Raw genomic sequence first — 13,205 nt, forward strand, 5'->3', positions numbered from 1 at the left:
GCCGGGAGGCTCAGTCGGTGAACAAGCAAAAGATGTGACCGACAGGGTCGGCGTACACGCGGACGTCGGGCTGCGGCTGGAACTCCATCAGCCGCGCCCCGGCCGCGATCGCGCGTTCGTGCGCCGCCTTCAGATCGTCCACCTTGATGTCCAGATGGAGCTGCATCTGCTGGATGTTCTGTCGGCTCGGCCAGCTCGGTGGCTGGTAGTCGGGCTCCAGCTGGAACGACAGGCCAGTGGTGCCGTCGGGATCCGTCGCCGTCACCCAGGTTTCCTCGTCGGCGTGCAACTCCCACCCCAGGAGCCGGCTGTAGAACTCGCCGAGCTCACGCGGGTCGGGTGCGTCCAGTACTACGCCCTTCAGCGAATATTTCTCGGTCATCTTCCGCACGTTAGCGGCGGGCACCGACAAGAATCGTCGGCGCGGCCGCCAGGAAGCGGTCCCGCCGCCCTCTGCGTGTCTGCTCGGCCAGCCAGCCGGATGCGTCCTCCTCAGTGATCAAGGCTTTCGCGACCGCTGCCTCGGCGGCGCTCTTGAGCTGTGGAGCCATCAGGCGGTGGTCGGTGACGACGTCGGTGTGTACGGCGACCTCGACATCGTGGAACCCGGCGTCGAGCAGTACGTCGCGCAACGTCCGGGTGGCGCGCGGGGAGACCGTGCGGGACTCCAGGCCGAGGCGGATGACGTCGGTCAGGTCCTGGTCGGAGCTGTCGATCAGGAAGAAGCCGTAGTCCTGCCCGCCGACCACGATCCGTCCGCCGGGACGCAGTACCCGGCGGGCCTCGGCGATCGTCGGGCGTGGATCCTCGAGCAGGTGGAACAGCCGGAGCGCCCGGTACCCGTCCATCGACGCGTCCTCGAGCGGCAGGGCGGCGGAATGTGCCACGTGAAACATCGCCCCGGGCGCACGCTCCCGGGCCGCTGCGATCGCGTCCGGGTCCGCGTCGACGCCGGTCACCTTGAGACCCTTCCGGGTCAGCTCGGCGACCGCGTGACCGGCTCCGCACGCGACGTCGACGCAGGTCGCCCCGCGTTTCAGCGCCAGCATCCGGTACGACGCCGCGCGTACCTCGGCCGCCCCCGGCCGCTCCTCGATCCGCTCCAGATAACTCATACGGTCCACGCTGCAACTTCAGGTGGACCTGAAGTCAATCCATCGACACCTTGTCGAACGTCGTCGTGGTGTACCGGACGTCCAGGTCGACCTCGTCGCCGACGGCCGGCGGCGCCACCGCCGACGGCAGGAACAGCATGCTGGCCTGCATGTGCGGCGGCTCCGCGAACCAGCGCTGCTTGCCCTCGATGCTGAACGGCGACAGCGCCATCCCGGCCGCGTCCAGGCCGCCCTTGGCCATCGCGATCGCCCGCTGCCGGACGGTCGCCGCGCCGGTCGGCGCCTCCAGCCCGACGCCGTGCGCCGTACCGCCGGAGACGACCAGGATGTGCCCGTCGCCGCTCACCCGCCGCTGCCGGTACCCGACGCGCTCGCCCCGGCGTACCGAATGCACGTCGAGCACCGTCGCCTTCACCGACAGCGCGCCGCGGTCACCGAGCCACAGCCCGGTACCCATCCGGAGCTTCACGTCCTCGCCGATGTCGCCGAGCTTCTGCGCTGGTACGTGCGACACCCAGAGCGTGTTCTTCCGTACGTCGAGAGCCGCCTTGGCGAGCTGCTGCGCCTCGCGGAGGTTCGCCGACGTGCCGCCGGCGCCCATCGGGAAGTGCAGCGACCAGCCCTCGAAGCGGATCCGGTCGAGCGCGTTCAGCAGCATCGTGTGCCGTAGTTCGCGGGCGCCGATGCCGTGCCGGCGCATCGATGTCATCACCTCGATCAGCACCCGGCTGCCGGCCGGGATCGAGACCAGGTCGGCCAGCCGGCTGACCGTGTGGATCACGTTCTGGCTCTTCGGCATGTCCAGGAACGGCCGCCACGGCGACAGCACCACGACGTCCTCGCGCGGCTCCGCGGGGACCTCGAAGTACGTGCCGACCGCGACCGTCCGGGCGCCGAGCGCGCGTGCCTCGGCGAACAGCCGGGGGTTCCCGAACCCGTACCCGTTGCCCTTGGCGACCGGGACGATGTCGGGGTTCCACGTGGAACGCAGGTGATCACGCCATCGATCGGAATCGACGTGCAGGACTAGGGGCATGGTGTCAACGCCGTCTCATGTAGAGGTCGAATGCGGTGTAGAGCGCCTTGTTCAACGGCAGGTCCCACTCACCGACGTACTCGACGGCCTCGCCGCCGGTACCGGTCTTGAACTGGATCAGCCCGACGTGCGGGTCGTTCGGGTCCAAGGTGTCGGTGATGCCCCGTAGGTCGTACACGGACGCGCCCGCCGCGAGTGCGTCCGTCATCATGCGCCACTGGATCGCGTTCGATCCGCGCACGTCCCGCTTGGCGGTCGAGCTGGCACCGTAGGAGTACCAGGAGTGACCGCCGACCCGGACCCAGATCGTCGACGCGACCAGGTCGCCCTCGTGGTGGGCGTTGTAGATCCGGAAGTCACAGCAATCGGCCGGCTGGTTGGCCATCGCGGCGTACATCTTCTCGAAGTACGGCAGCGGGCGCGGCGTGAAGTGGTCGCGCTCGGCGGTCTCGACGTACAGCCCGTGGAACGCCTTGATGTCCTCGGGCCCGCCCTGCGTCACCTCGACGCCGGCCTTCGCGGCCTTCTTGATGTTCCGCCGCCAGAGCTGGTTCATGCCCTTCAGCAGGTCGTCCTCGGTGCGGCCGGCCAGCGGCACCTGGAAGACGTACTGCGGCTGACCGGCCGCGAAGCCCTCCGCGATCCGCGGCGGCTTCCAGCCGAGCTTGCGGAGCTTGTCGCCGACCGTCGCGCCGGAGGGCTCGATCACGTCCGGGCGGACGTCGCCGAGCCGCGGCTGCTGCCCGCCGGCGATCGCGTCCTTGATGGTCTGCGCGCCCCACCGCCGGGTCGCCACCGGCGGACCCATCCGGATCCCGAACGCGCCACGCTCGGCCAGGTGCGCGGCCAGCGGGCGCAGGTAGCTGCCGAGGTCGATCGCGTCCCAGTCGATGACCGGGCCCTCCGGGAGGTATGCGAGGTACCGCTTGACCTTCGGCATCTGCCGGTAGAGCACCAGGCCGACGCCGACCAGCTCGCCGGGCGTGCCCGGCTCGTACCAGCCGAGTGACTCCGCTTTCCACTCGCTCTTCACCGCGGCCCAGCCGGGCGTCTGCAGGAAGCTCGCCGCCGGCTGCGCCGCGATGTACGCGGCGTGCTCGTCGGACGAGATGGTCCGGATGCTCAAGTCACTCACGGTGGGTCAGGCTACCGGCCCAGCCGCGTTAACCGTAGCTGAGCCGGTTTCTGATCAAATCAGCTTCTCGGAGAGGTCCCACAAGCGAGTGGCGGACTCCGGATCGAGGGCGTACGGCGCGACGCCGGTGTTTTCTCCCGCGACGTTGGGCAGCGCCTCGTTGTTGTCCTCGAAGTACTTGCCCGTCACGCCCTGCACGAGCGGCGACGCTGCCAGCAGCACCGACGTGGCCGCGCCCTGTTCGACGCTCTTCCAGCGGTACTGATCCCAGTCCTGCTGCACCTCCGCCGGGACGTGCCGCTGCAGGGCGGTCCGGATGCCGCCGGGCATCAACGCGTTGACCGCGATCCCGTCCGCGGCCCACCGCTTGGCGCCCTCGACGGCGAACAGGATGTTCGCGGTCTTCGACTGCCCGTACGCCGCCCACGGTTCGTACGGACGGTTCTCGAAGTGCAGGTCGTCGAGGTGTACGTCGGAGCGCAGGTGGGCGCTCGAGCTCACCGACACGACCCGCGCGTCCCCGGCCGCCGCGAGCGCGTCGTGCAGACCGAGGGCGAGACCGAAGTGCCCGAGGTGGTTGGTGGCGAACTGGTGCTCCCAGCCTTCCGGGGTCCGGTTGAGCGGCTCGGCCATCACGCCGGCGTTGTTGACCAGGATGTGCAGCGGCCCGGTCCAGCTCTCTGCGAACGCCCGGACCGAGGCGCGATCGGCGAGCTCGATCGGTGCGACGAAGACGTGGTTGTTGCCCGTGTCCTCGATGATCTGCCCGGCGACCTGCTCGCCGGCGGCGGTGTTCCGGACCGCGAGGGTCACCTCGGCGCCGGCCGCGGCGAGCGCCCGGACGGTCTCGACCCCGATCCCGGACGCGCCGCCGGTGACGACCGCACGCCGACCGGTCAGGTCGACTCCGGCGATCACCTCGGCCGCGGTCGACTCATACCCGAAAAGTGTGGTGATTCTGCTCATTGGAGTCCGTCCTATGCTATTAACCGGAGGTGCCTCCGGTACTTCGAGTTAACCGGAGGCGCCTCCGGATATCAAGTTCCGCTAGGTTGTGGAGTTCCGGAGGGGAGGGACATGGGCAGTACGAGCGAGCGCCCGCTGCGAGCGGACGCCCAGCGCAACCGGGGGCAGATCCTGACCGCCGCGTCGCAGGCGTTCACGAAATGCGGTCTGGAGGCGACCCTCGAGGGGATCGCGAAGGACGCCGGCGTCGGGATCGGAACGCTGTACCGGCACTTCCCGACCCGGGAGGCGCTGATCGAGGCCGCGTACCGCAGCGAGCTGGCGGCCGTCTGCGAAGCCGCTCCGGAGCTCCTCGCCAAGCTGCCGCCCGCGGAGGCCCTGCGCGCCTGGATGGATCGCTTCATCGACTACATGGCGCGCAAGCTCGGCATGGCCGACGCGCTGCGCGCCGTGATCGCCTCGGGCGCCGACCCGTACGCGCAGAGCCGCGACCTGCTGGTCGGTGCGATCACACCGCTGCTCGACGCGGGCGCGGCCTCCGGTGAGTTGCGGTCCGACGTGACCGCCGACGACGTACTGCTGAGCCTGAGCGGTGTCGGACTGGCCGCGGGCGGGCGTCGCGAACAGGCCGACCGCCTGCTCAACCTGCTCCTCGACGGTCTCCGGTACGGCGCGTGAAGGTCGCGCTCGTCACCGGGTCGACCTCCGGAATCGGCGAGGCGACCGTACGGCGACTGGCCGCGGACGGGATGACCGTCGCGGTGCACTCGCGGTCGACCCGGTCCGCCGGAGAGAAGCTGGCCGCGGAGCTCGGCGGGACGTACCACCAGGCCGATCTCTCCGACGACACGGCCGCCGCGGCGCTCGTACCGGACGTGCTGGCCGCGCACGGGCGGCTCGACGTACTGGTGAACAACGCCGGCATCAGCTGGCCGGTCCCGCACGCGGACCTCGACGCACTCACCGCCTCCGACTGGCGGCAGCTGCTCGACGTGAACCTGATCGCGCCATGGCTCCTGTGTACGGCGGCCCTGCCTGCGTTGCGCTCGTCGGGCGGGTGCATCCTCAACGTCACGAGCCATGCCGGCATCCGGCCGAAGGGCAGCTCGATCGCGTACGCCGCGTCGAAGGCGGCGCTGAACCACGTGACCAAGTTGCTCGCCGCCGCGCTCGGCCCCGACGTCCGGGTGAACGCGGTCGCGCCGGGCCTCGTCGACACGCCGCTCACCGAGTCGTGGACCGAAGCCCAGGACCTGTGGAAAACCTCGAGCCCGATGCGGCGCGCGGCGCAACCCGCGGACGTCGCGGACCTGATCTCGGCAGTTGTCCACAACTCCTACCTGACCGGGGAAGTCATCCTGCTCGACGGCGGCCTGAACCTGCGCTGATTCTGTCCGTGCCGACCCCTACGATCGCGGGGTGTCTTTGGGTCGAGACTTCCGGCGGTTGTGGGTCGCGTTCACGGTCAGTGCGTTCGGATCGGCGGTCGGACTCGGCGCGTTGCCGTTGGTCGCCGTACTCGCCCTGGACTCCACGACCTTTCAGGTCTCGTTGCTCGCCGCGTTGTCGGCGCTGGCCGGCGCGGCGCTCGCGTTGCCGATGGGCGACTTCATCGAGCAGCGGCACAAGCGGCCGGTGATGATCGCGTCGGACCTCGTGCGGTTCGTGGCCTTGGCGTCGGTGCCGGTCGCGGCGGCGTTCGGCGTACTGACGTATGCGCACCTGTGCGTGGCGGGTGTGCTGCAGGCGGCCGGGACGATCGCGTTCCAGGCGGCGAGCGGGGCGCACCTGAAGGCGCTGGTCCCGGCGGCGGGGCGGGCCGAGGCGAACAGCCGGTTCGAGCAGACCAACTGGGTCTCGCTGAGCGTCGGCCCGGCGCTCGGCGGCGCGCTCGTCAGTCTGGTCGGCGCGACCATGACCCTCGCGGTCGACGCGGTGTCGTTCCTCGGGTCGGCGCTCGGCATCCGGCGGATCCAGCAGCCCGAGCCGGAGCCGGTGAAGCGCGAGGGCAAGCGCGACATCACGGCCGGCTGGCGGTACATCCTGGGACATCGCGGCCTGCGTGCGCTGTTCTGGAACGCGCAACTGTTCGGCGGCGCGGTGATGATGACGTCGCCGTTGCTGACGGTGTTCATGCTGCGCGACCTGGGCCTGGCTCCGTGGAGCTACGGCGTCATGCTCGGGGTCTCCTGCATCGGCGGGGTGATCGGTGCGCGGTTGGCGCCACGGTTGACGAAACGCTACGGCCTGCACTGGATGCTGCTCGTCTTCGGCGTACTGCGGGCCCCTTGGCTGTTGCTGTTCCCGCTGGCGCCGCACGGGTGGGGCGGGTTCGTCGTGCTCACCCTTGGGGAGACGGCGCTGCTCGTCGGAGCGGGGGCGTTCAACCCGTCGTTCACGACGTACCGGATGGAGGTCACCGAAGACGGGTTCATGGCGCGCGTGGTCGGGTCGTGGTCGATCAGCTCGCGATGTGTGCAGCCCGCGTTCATGGCGCTCGGCGGAGTGCTAGCGACGCTGGTCGGCATGCGCGGCGCGCTCTGGGTCGCTGGCATCTGCTGCACGCTGAGCGCCGTACTGCTGCCGTGGAAGGCGGCTAAACCAGCTGCATTGCCTGAGCCAGCCTGACGACCGAGCCGACCTCCTCGACCTGGCCGTCGAGATACTTGGCCGCCTCGTCCGGCGGCAGCACCAGGACGTCGGTGACCTGCTCGCCGTCGGGCGGATTCGTCGGCGGCTGCTCGATCACGACGTCCGCGACGTAGTTCGCCCAGTACGACACCGGGTGCGGCAGATGCGGACGGTACGGCGCCGGGCGGCGATGGTCGGCACGGTGCGCACCGAGCCAGGTGAGCGGGCCGGTGAGCCGCGCACCCGCCTCCTCGAGCAGCTCACGCTCGACGAGCTGCTGGATCGTCTCGCCCGGTTCACGGGTCCCGCCAGGCAGGAAGCGCCAGCCGAGATCGTTGGTGCAGACAACCACTCCGTCGGCCGTCCGGCAGACCACGTGCACGTTGCTGATCAGCTCGTCCGGCGGTTGCTCCACGGTGTACCGAACGTCCAGCTCGCCCCACTCCCAGTGCCCCGGTGCGAACAGGTCGGGGAACTGCTCCGCCCAGGGCTGCATAACCTCATTCTGCGCTACCGTCGCTGCCATGGCCCAGTCAGATCCCGAGCCCGCCCCGGCCGCCGATTCCGGCGACACCTCCAAAGCGGAGCTGAACGGGAAGGCCGAGCTGGACGGCACAGCGCCGGACCAGCCGCCGGCCGAGTCGACTGACACTGCGGCCGCTGCCGAGGCTGAGCCGGAGGAGACTCCGGAGGAGAAAGCCCGCCGGATGGTGCGCACGTTCCTGTGGACGTGCGGCTGGCTGACAGTCCTCGCGGGCGCGTTCCTGCTCTCCGACATCGCGCAGTCCCAGAAGCCCTTCGGAGTCGTCGGCTGGCTCAGCGTGGTGCTGACCTACCTGTGCCTGGCCGCACTCGTAGCCGGGTACTTCCTCTGCGCGCTCGACAAGGCCACGCTGCGAACCCGGCTGCTCGGCCGGTTCGACCTCTTCCAGCTGAGCACCGTGGTCGTCGTGGTTGCGGTGGTCTTCGGCCTGCTCATCCCGACCAGCCACAAGGCAGCCCTGGCGCTTGCGCTGCCGTGGGCCTTGACCTATTGGATGTACGGCACCGACCGGACGAAGCCGCCGACGGACGCGGACCCGGCTACGTGAGGTGCGCCCGGAGATAGTCGAGGTCGGTCTTCTGGCCGTTGTCCGCGTTCGGCGTCTCGACGACGACCGGGGCACCCGCCGCCTGGACGACCGCGACGATGTCGGCCGGGTCGATGTGCCCGTCCTCGAAGTTGCTGTGCCGGTCCGCGCCCGAGCCGAACTCGTCGCGTGACCCGTTCGCGTGCACCAGGTCGATCCGCCCGGTGATGGCCAGCACCCGCTCGACGATCGTCGGAAGCTCCTCGCCGGCCGCGTGGAAGTGGCACGTGTCCAGGCAGAAGCCGACGTTCTCCAACCGGTCGTTGCCGGACGCCTGCACCGCCTCCCACAGCCGCTCGATCCGCTCCAGCTGCCGGGCCATCGCGTTCTCCCCGCCGGCTGTGTTCTCGATCAGCAGCGGCACCGGCAGCTCGGCCCGCTCGATGCACTTGCGCCAGTTGTCGAACCCGGCCTCCGGATCGTCCTCGTCCCCGACGTGCCCGCCGTGCACGATCACGCCCTTGACGTCGATCTCGGCGGCCTTGTCCAGCGTCTGCTGCAGCAGCTTCCGGCTCGGGATCCGGATCCGGTTGTTCGTGTTCGCGACGTTCAACCGGTACGGCGCGTGCACGTACAGGTCCACGCCCGCCGCGGCGGCCCGCTCCTTCAGCGCGTCCTCACCGTCGGCGTACGCGAGCTTGGGCGCCTTGTAGTCCTGCGGATCCCCCAGGAAGAACTGCACCAGGTCGGCACCCCGATCGGCGGCCTCCGCCAACGGGTCCTCCTGGTCCACATGCGCACCGAGCTTCACAGTCATGCCTCCACCCTAGAACCGCCGACCGACAGTTCACGAACCCCAGCCGGGCGAGCGGGTGACCTGGCGTTGGCTGGGGGCGGGCGGCTGGACCGGGCGGCCTTCGAACTCTGTGGAGAGGACGATGTGGGTGTTCATCTCGCCGTGTTCGCCGAGGCGCTCGAAGAGGCCTTCGAGGTGTTGCATCGACGTGACCCGGACCCGGAGCATCGAGCAGGAGTTGCCACTGAGTTTGTGGATCTCGAGTACTTCGGGGAAGTCCTCGGCGCGGGTGGTCTTGAGCAGGCAGCGGCCGGTCGTGCAGCGCATCTGGACGAAGGCCGAGAGCGGCTGGCCGGCGCGGGCCGGGTCCACCTCGGCGTGGTAGCCGGTGATCACGCCCGCCTCTTCCAGTCGCCGTACCCGGTCGGCGACCGCAGGCGGGGAGAGGTTGACGCGCTTGCCGAGCTGGTTGAACGACAGGCGGCCGTCGGACTGCAGGGCGGCGAGGATCTGCCAGTCGGTGGCGTCCAGTTCACGCTCCTGAAAGGTCATCTCCTCAGAACACCTTCGATATCGGCAGTGCGCAAGCCCGAATGCCTTGTTTCGAGCATTCATCCCGAGGCGCGGCCTTTCTAGCGTTGTCGACATGTTGATCCCTGTCGTTCTCGCCGCCGCCCTGATGCAGGCCGCGATGGCCGCTGCGAGTGCGGTCAGCGCGATTCTCATCGCCGACGACCTCGGCCCGGCACTGGCCGGTTTGCCCAACACCGCCGGCGTCCTGGGTACAGCGGTTGGCGCCATGCTGCTCGGCCGGTGGACAGCGCGGCTCAGTCGCGCCCAGGCCCTCCGGATCGGGTACGGCGTCGGCGTGGCAGGCGGGGCGTGCACCGTACTCGCGGCTGCGGGCGCACCGGTCGTGCTGCTCTTCGTGGGCATGCTCCTGCTCGGTGTGGGCAACTCCGCGAGCCTCTTGTCCCGGTACGCCGCCGCAGATGCCGTATCGCCTGCTCGCAGAGCACGTGCGATGAGCACCGTGGTCTGGGGCAGCACGCTCGGTGCGGCGGGCGAACCGTTCCTCATGGCACCGTCCCAGTCCGCTGCATCCAGCGTTGGCCTCCCGGCGATCACAGGGCCGTTCTTGCTAGCACTGGCCGCAGTCTTCTCGGCCCTGGTCGCAGCCACGTACATCCGCCGTACCAAGCCAACTGACGCACCACAGGTCCACGCAGCAGCCAGCGGGCGCTCCGTGCTGCTGGCTGCCGGAGTGATGGTTGTGGGGCAGGTGGTGATGGTCTCGGTCATGACAGCCGTTCCCGTCCACACCCACCTGCACCACGACGGCCTGGGCGTGCTCGGGGTGATGTTGTCTGTCCACACCCTGGGGATGTTCGCGCTGTCGCCGCTGACGGGCTGGTGCATCGACCGCTTCGGACCGCGGGTCGTGACGCTCGCTGGACTCATGGGCCTGCTGGCAGCCGCCGTACTGGTCACACGGACCGGTATGGCCTTCACACCGTCGCTGTTCTTACTGGGGTACGCCTGGAACCTCTGCTACCTCGGCGGCAGCGCCCAGCTCGGATCGGCCGCGCTGGAGAGTCGCGTGGAGTCGTCGATCTGGACCGTGTCGGCGCTGGCCACAGCCGCATCCCCGTGGCTGTTCACGCTCGGCGGGTTCCCTGTCCTGGCCGCAGTCTCACTCACGATCGCCGTGCCGCTGCTGGTCCTCGTACTGCGTCAGCGTGTGACTCTTGTTGACGCAGGGTGATCAGTCCCCGCGCCCGCCGCGTCCTCTCTCGCGTCCACCCAGCTCCCGCGCGTCCCGCACCCGCGACCGCGTGCGTTCCTCGTGCTCCCGGACCTGCTCCGGCGTGAGCTTCCCGAAGGTCGAGGCATCCCCGTACGTCACGCTCATCAGGTGCTGTATCTGCGCGATGTTCCGCTCGCGCGCCTCTCGATCCCGCTGCTCACGTTCCCGCTGCGCCCGCTCCAGCTCCTGTGCCCGGTTCTCCTTCACCGGCTGCGGCGGCGTGTAGCTCCCGAACGCCTTCCACGTCTCTTCCAGTTGCTTGCCGTACGAGATCATCGACTGCGCCAGGTCGACGGCGGTCCGGCCGTCTCCGAACATCCGGTTCCCCAGGCCGACGAGGCGCTGCACGCTGCCCTTGCCCAGCTGGTTCGGGCCGTTCTTGATGCGGTCCTCGAGCGCCCGGTGCAGCTCCCTGCCGATCCGGCCTTCCCGTTCCTCGATCCGCCGCCGGGCCTCCGCGAGATGCTGGTGCTGCTCGGGATCAGTGCGGTCCCGCGCGATGCTCTCGGCCCGGTCGAGCGCCTGTCGCTCCCGCGCCCGTTGCTTCTCGTGCGCCTTCTTCCTCGCCGCGCGTTCCAGCCTGGCCTTGCGCTGGTAGTCGCTCTCTGGACTCATGCTCACCACCGTGGCGCCACCGGACCCCTCGGCAGCCGGGGGTGGCCCCGTCCGGCCAGGCGTTGGCCGGTTGGGGCAACAGGCCTGTGGATATGTTCAAGGGCCAGTCCGAACGCTGGTACTCTTTTCGGTGTGGCCCGGTCCATCGACCGGGCTCGTTGCTTGGCGCCGGTGGCAATTGCCGGCGCGGAGCGCAACCGCATCGCCCTCCTGCCACGGAGAGACCGTGGCCGCCAAGTCCGAAGGAGGTGGAGTTCGCGCATGCGTCGTTACGAAGTCATGGTGATCCTCGACCCGGAGCTCGATGAGCGCACCGTGGAGCCGTCCATCGACCAGTACCTGAACATCGTCCGCAAGGAAGGTGGCACGGTCGAGAAGCTCGACATCTGGGGTCGTCGCAAGCTCGCTTATGACGTCAAGAAGAAGTCCGAAGGCATCTATGCCGTCGTCGACCTGACCGCTGAGCCGGCGGTCGTGAAGGAGCTCGACCGTCAGCTCACGCTGAACGAGTCGATCCTGCGCACCAAGGTCATCCGGCCGGACCAGCACTGAACCTGGGGTCGTCAGCAGCCATCGGTACTGTCGGCTCCAGCCGATACCAATAGCTGTAGACACAGCCACACCCGATAGCAGGAGGAACGGCAATGGCAGGCGAACCACCCATCACCCTGATCGGAAACCTCACGGGTGACCCGGAGCTGCGATTCACGCCCTCAGGGGCCGCGGTGGCGAATTTCACCATCGCGTCCACCCCGCGGACGCTGGATCGGCAGAGCAACGAGTGGAAGGACGGGGAAACCCTCTTCATCTCGTGTTCGGTGTGGCGGCAGGTCGCCGAGAACGTTGCCGAGTCGCTCACCCGCGGTTCCCGGGTCGTCGTGCACGGGCGTCTGAAGGCGCGCAGCTACGACGACCGCGACGGGAACAAGCGCACCGTGTTCGAGTGTGACGTCGAGGAGATCGGCGCCAGCATGCGGTACGCGACGCTGAAGATCTCCAAGACCTCCCGTTCCGACGGTGGCGGTGGCGGTGGCTTCGGCGGTGGCGGCAACCAGGGTGGCGGCTACCAAGGGGGCGGTGGCAACCAAGGCGGCGGCTACGGCGGCGGTCAGGGCGGCAGCGCTCCTCAGAACGACCCCTGGGCAACCCCGCAGGGCGGCGGCGGTCAGTCCGCCCAGCAGAACGACCCCTGGGCCAGCCAGGGCGGCGGCTCGATGGAGGAGCCTCCGTTCTGACCGGCCCGCAACACCACTAGTCAGCGACCATTCCGGCAGTCCTGCCGGGCTCTGGAAATAGGAAGAGAGCACCACAATGGCCAAGATCGTTCGGAAGCCGAAGAAGAAGGTCTGCGGCTTCTGCAAGGACAAGGCGACGTACGTCGATTACAAGGACACCGCGCTGCTGCGGAAGTTCATCTCGGACCGCGGCAAGATCCGCGCCCGCCGGGTGACCGGGAACTGCGTGCAGCACCAGCGCGACGTGGCCACCGCTATCAAGAACGCTCGTGAGGTGGCCCTGCTGCCGTACACGAGCACGGCTCGCTGAGGGAGGCGCGGACCATGAAGCTCATCCTGTCTCAGGAGGTCGAGGGCCTCGGAGCCCCCGGCGACATCGTCGAGGTCAAGGACGGCTACGGCCGGAACTACCTCGTCCCGCGCGGCCTGGCCATCGGCTGGACCCGCGGTGCGGAGAAGCAGATCCAGACGATCAAGCGGGCGCGTGACGCCCGGGCGATCCAGGGCAAGGAGCACGCGAGCGAGGTCAAGAACCAGCTCGAGCAGCTTGCCGTGAAGCTGGCGGTCAAGGCGGGTGACACCGGCCGGCTGTTCGGCTCGGTCACCCCGGCCGACATCGCCGGTGCGATCAAGGCCGCCGGCGGCCCGCTGGTCGAGAAGCGGGCGATCGCGATCGGCTCGCCGATCAAGACCACCGGCAAGCACCAGGTCGCCGTCCAGCTGCACCCGGAGGTGGCCGCCACGGTCCGCCTCGAGGTCGCAGCCGGCTGACGTCCTCGCCGTACCAACAAGGCCCGCG

General features: G+C 69.2%; 18 protein-coding genes. 9 read left to right on the forward strand and 9 right to left on the reverse strand.

Annotated elements, in window-relative coordinates; all coding sequences use genetic code 11:
* Nucleotides 1-10 precede the first annotated feature (10 nt).
* From AB0M51_RS16575 to AB0M51_RS16595, 5 genes are read right to left on the reverse strand one after another with little or no spacing between them, the layout of a single operon-like run.
* Nucleotides 11-382 (reverse strand): VOC family protein, encoded by a 372-nt coding sequence (locus tag AB0M51_RS16575; protein WP_344193704.1) that lies wholly within the window; start codon nt 380-382, stop codon nt 11-13.
* A 10-nt stretch (nt 383-392) separates the two neighbouring features.
* Nucleotides 393-1,115 carry a methyltransferase domain-containing protein gene (locus AB0M51_RS16580; RefSeq protein ID WP_344193706.1) on the reverse strand — a complete coding sequence of 241 codons (723 nt, stop codon included), beginning with the start codon at nt 1,113-1,115 and terminating at the stop codon, nt 393-395.
* Nucleotides 1,116-1,149: 34 nt separating this feature from the next.
* Nucleotides 1,150-2,151, reverse strand: coding sequence for an alanine racemase (locus AB0M51_RS16585; RefSeq protein WP_344193708.1), 1,002 nt, complete (start codon nt 2,149-2,151; stop codon nt 1,150-1,152).
* Between the two features lie 4 nt (nt 2,152-2,155).
* Nucleotides 2,156-3,286 carry a peptidoglycan bridge formation glycyltransferase FemA/FemB family protein gene (locus tag AB0M51_RS16590; RefSeq protein WP_344193710.1) on the reverse strand — a complete coding sequence of 377 codons (1,131 nt, stop codon included), beginning with the start codon at nt 3,284-3,286 and terminating at the stop codon, nt 2,156-2,158.
* A 54-nt stretch (nt 3,287-3,340) separates the two neighbouring features.
* Nucleotides 3,341-4,252 carry an SDR family NAD(P)-dependent oxidoreductase gene (locus AB0M51_RS16595; protein ID WP_363749529.1) on the reverse strand — a complete coding sequence of 304 codons (912 nt, stop codon included), beginning with the start codon at nt 4,250-4,252 and terminating at the stop codon, nt 3,341-3,343.
* A 111-nt stretch (nt 4,253-4,363) separates the two neighbouring features.
* Between AB0M51_RS16595 and AB0M51_RS16600 the strand changes: the two genes are divergently transcribed.
* The 3 genes from AB0M51_RS16600 to AB0M51_RS16610 are packed head-to-tail and all read left to right on the forward strand — an operon-like array spanning nt 4,364 to nt 6,880.
* Nucleotides 4,364-4,930, forward strand: coding sequence for a TetR/AcrR family transcriptional regulator (locus tag AB0M51_RS16600; protein ID WP_344193714.1), 567 nt, complete (start codon nt 4,364-4,366; stop codon nt 4,928-4,930).
* Complete coding sequence (locus AB0M51_RS16605; protein ID WP_363749530.1) at nt 4,927-5,640, forward strand: SDR family oxidoreductase; 714 nt, start codon at nt 4,927-4,929, stop codon at nt 5,638-5,640. The genes AB0M51_RS16600 and AB0M51_RS16605 overlap by 4 nt, the downstream gene beginning before the upstream one ends.
* A 31-nt stretch (nt 5,641-5,671) precedes the next feature.
* Nucleotides 5,672-6,880 (forward strand): MFS transporter, encoded by a 1,209-nt coding sequence (locus tag AB0M51_RS16610; protein ID WP_344193718.1) that lies wholly within the window; start codon nt 5,672-5,674, stop codon nt 6,878-6,880.
* Here the strand turns inward: AB0M51_RS16610 and AB0M51_RS16615 are convergent.
* Nucleotides 6,849-7,379: an NUDIX domain-containing protein gene (locus AB0M51_RS16615; protein WP_363749531.1), complete on the reverse strand. Its 531-nt coding sequence runs from the start codon at nt 7,377-7,379 to the stop codon at nt 6,849-6,851. The genes AB0M51_RS16610 and AB0M51_RS16615 overlap by 32 nt on opposite strands.
* A gap of 28 nt (nt 7,380-7,407) precedes the next feature.
* Here AB0M51_RS16615 and AB0M51_RS16620 point away from each other — a divergent pair, with 28 nt between their 5' ends.
* Complete coding sequence (locus tag AB0M51_RS16620; RefSeq protein ID WP_363749532.1) at nt 7,408-7,974, forward strand: hypothetical protein; 567 nt, start codon at nt 7,408-7,410, stop codon at nt 7,972-7,974.
* Here the strand turns inward: AB0M51_RS16620 and AB0M51_RS16625 are convergent.
* Together AB0M51_RS16625 and AB0M51_RS16630 are read right to left on the reverse strand one after the other, a co-directional pair.
* On the reverse strand, nt 7,967-8,770 hold the full coding sequence (locus AB0M51_RS16625; RefSeq protein WP_344193724.1) for a deoxyribonuclease IV: 804 nt from the start codon (nt 8,768-8,770) through the stop codon (nt 7,967-7,969). The two genes, AB0M51_RS16620 and AB0M51_RS16625, sit on opposite strands and share 8 nt — an antisense overlap.
* 30 nt (nt 8,771-8,800) lie before the next feature.
* Complete coding sequence (locus tag AB0M51_RS16630) at nt 8,801-9,301, reverse strand: Lrp/AsnC family transcriptional regulator (RefSeq protein WP_344193726.1); 501 nt, start codon at nt 9,299-9,301, stop codon at nt 8,801-8,803.
* 94 nt (nt 9,302-9,395) lie between these two features.
* On the opposite strand from AB0M51_RS16630, the gene AB0M51_RS16635 reads away from it, so the two are divergent.
* Nucleotides 9,396-10,514 carry an MFS transporter gene (locus tag AB0M51_RS16635; RefSeq protein WP_363749533.1) on the forward strand — a complete coding sequence of 373 codons (1,119 nt, stop codon included), beginning with the start codon at nt 9,396-9,398 and terminating at the stop codon, nt 10,512-10,514.
* Here AB0M51_RS16635 and AB0M51_RS16640 read toward each other — a convergent pair whose 3' ends face one another.
* Nucleotides 10,515-11,171, reverse strand: coding sequence for a hypothetical protein (locus tag AB0M51_RS16640; protein WP_363749534.1), 657 nt, complete (start codon nt 11,169-11,171; stop codon nt 10,515-10,517).
* Nucleotides 11,172-11,432: 261 nt separating this feature from the next.
* On the opposite strand from AB0M51_RS16640, the gene rpsF reads away from it, so the two are divergent.
* The 4 genes from rpsF to rplI all read left to right on the forward strand — a co-directional run bounded on the left by rpsF (nt 11,433) and on the right by rplI (nt 13,177).
* Nucleotides 11,433-11,723, forward strand: a complete 291-nt coding sequence (gene rpsF / locus AB0M51_RS16645; protein WP_130386399.1) for a 30S ribosomal protein S6 — start codon at nt 11,433-11,435, stop codon at nt 11,721-11,723.
* Nucleotides 11,724-11,815: 92 nt separating this feature from the next.
* Nucleotides 11,816-12,406, forward strand: coding sequence for a single-stranded DNA-binding protein (locus tag AB0M51_RS16650; RefSeq protein WP_363749535.1), 591 nt, complete (start codon nt 11,816-11,818; stop codon nt 12,404-12,406).
* A 76-nt stretch (nt 12,407-12,482) separates the two neighbouring features.
* On the forward strand, nt 12,483-12,716 hold the full coding sequence (gene rpsR, locus AB0M51_RS16655; protein ID WP_132320771.1) for a 30S ribosomal protein S18: 234 nt from the start codon (nt 12,483-12,485) through the stop codon (nt 12,714-12,716).
* 14 nt (nt 12,717-12,730) lie between these two features.
* On the forward strand, nt 12,731-13,177 hold the full coding sequence (gene rplI / locus AB0M51_RS16660) for a 50S ribosomal protein L9 (protein ID WP_344193736.1): 447 nt from the start codon (nt 12,731-12,733) through the stop codon (nt 13,175-13,177).
* The last annotated feature ends 28 nt before the right edge of the window (nt 13,178-13,205 follow it).

The organism is Kribbella sp. NPDC051137, from assembly GCF_040682535.1.
GTDB classification, from domain to species: Bacteria; Actinomycetota; Actinomycetes; order Propionibacteriales; family Kribbellaceae; genus Kribbella; species Kribbella karoonensis.

Excerpts from the sequence above, each read along its gene's own strand:
- AB0M51_RS16575 (WP_344193704.1), bottom strand. The coding sequence starts at position 382 with ATGACCGAGAAATATTCGCTGAAGGGCGTAGTACTGGACGCACCCGAC.
- AB0M51_RS16580 (WP_344193706.1), bottom strand. The coding sequence starts at position 1,115 with ATGAGTTATCTGGAGCGGATCGAGGAGCGGCCGGGGGCGGCCGAGGTA.
- AB0M51_RS16585 (WP_344193708.1), bottom strand. The coding sequence starts at position 2,151 with ATGCCCCTAGTCCTGCACGTCGATTCCGATCGATGGCGTGATCACCTG.
- AB0M51_RS16595 (WP_363749529.1), bottom strand. The coding sequence starts at position 4,252 with ATGAGCAGAATCACCACACTTTTCGGGTATGAGTCGACCGCGGCCGAG.
- AB0M51_RS16600 (WP_344193714.1), top strand. The coding sequence starts at position 4,364 with ATGGGCAGTACGAGCGAGCGCCCGCTGCGAGCGGACGCCCAGCGCAAC.
- AB0M51_RS16615 (WP_363749531.1), bottom strand. The coding sequence starts at position 7,379 with ATGCAGCCCTGGGCGGAGCAGTTCCCCGACCTGTTCGCACCGGGGCAC.
- AB0M51_RS16620 (WP_363749532.1), top strand. The coding sequence starts at position 7,408 with ATGGCCCAGTCAGATCCCGAGCCCGCCCCGGCCGCCGATTCCGGCGAC.
- AB0M51_RS16625 (WP_344193724.1), bottom strand. The coding sequence starts at position 8,770 with ATGACTGTGAAGCTCGGTGCGCATGTGGACCAGGAGGACCCGTTGGCG.
- AB0M51_RS16630 (WP_344193726.1), bottom strand. The coding sequence starts at position 9,301 with ATGACCTTTCAGGAGCGTGAACTGGACGCCACCGACTGGCAGATCCTC.
- AB0M51_RS16635 (WP_363749533.1), top strand. The coding sequence starts at position 9,396 with ATGTTGATCCCTGTCGTTCTCGCCGCCGCCCTGATGCAGGCCGCGATG.
- AB0M51_RS16640 (WP_363749534.1), bottom strand. The coding sequence starts at position 11,171 with ATGAGTCCAGAGAGCGACTACCAGCGCAAGGCCAGGCTGGAACGCGCG.
- rpsF (WP_130386399.1), top strand. The coding sequence starts at position 11,433 with ATGCGTCGTTACGAAGTCATGGTGATCCTCGACCCGGAGCTCGATGAG.
- AB0M51_RS16650 (WP_363749535.1), top strand. The coding sequence starts at position 11,816 with ATGGCAGGCGAACCACCCATCACCCTGATCGGAAACCTCACGGGTGAC.
- rpsR (WP_132320771.1), top strand. The coding sequence starts at position 12,483 with ATGGCCAAGATCGTTCGGAAGCCGAAGAAGAAGGTCTGCGGCTTCTGC.
- rplI (WP_344193736.1), top strand. The coding sequence starts at position 12,731 with ATGAAGCTCATCCTGTCTCAGGAGGTCGAGGGCCTCGGAGCCCCCGGC.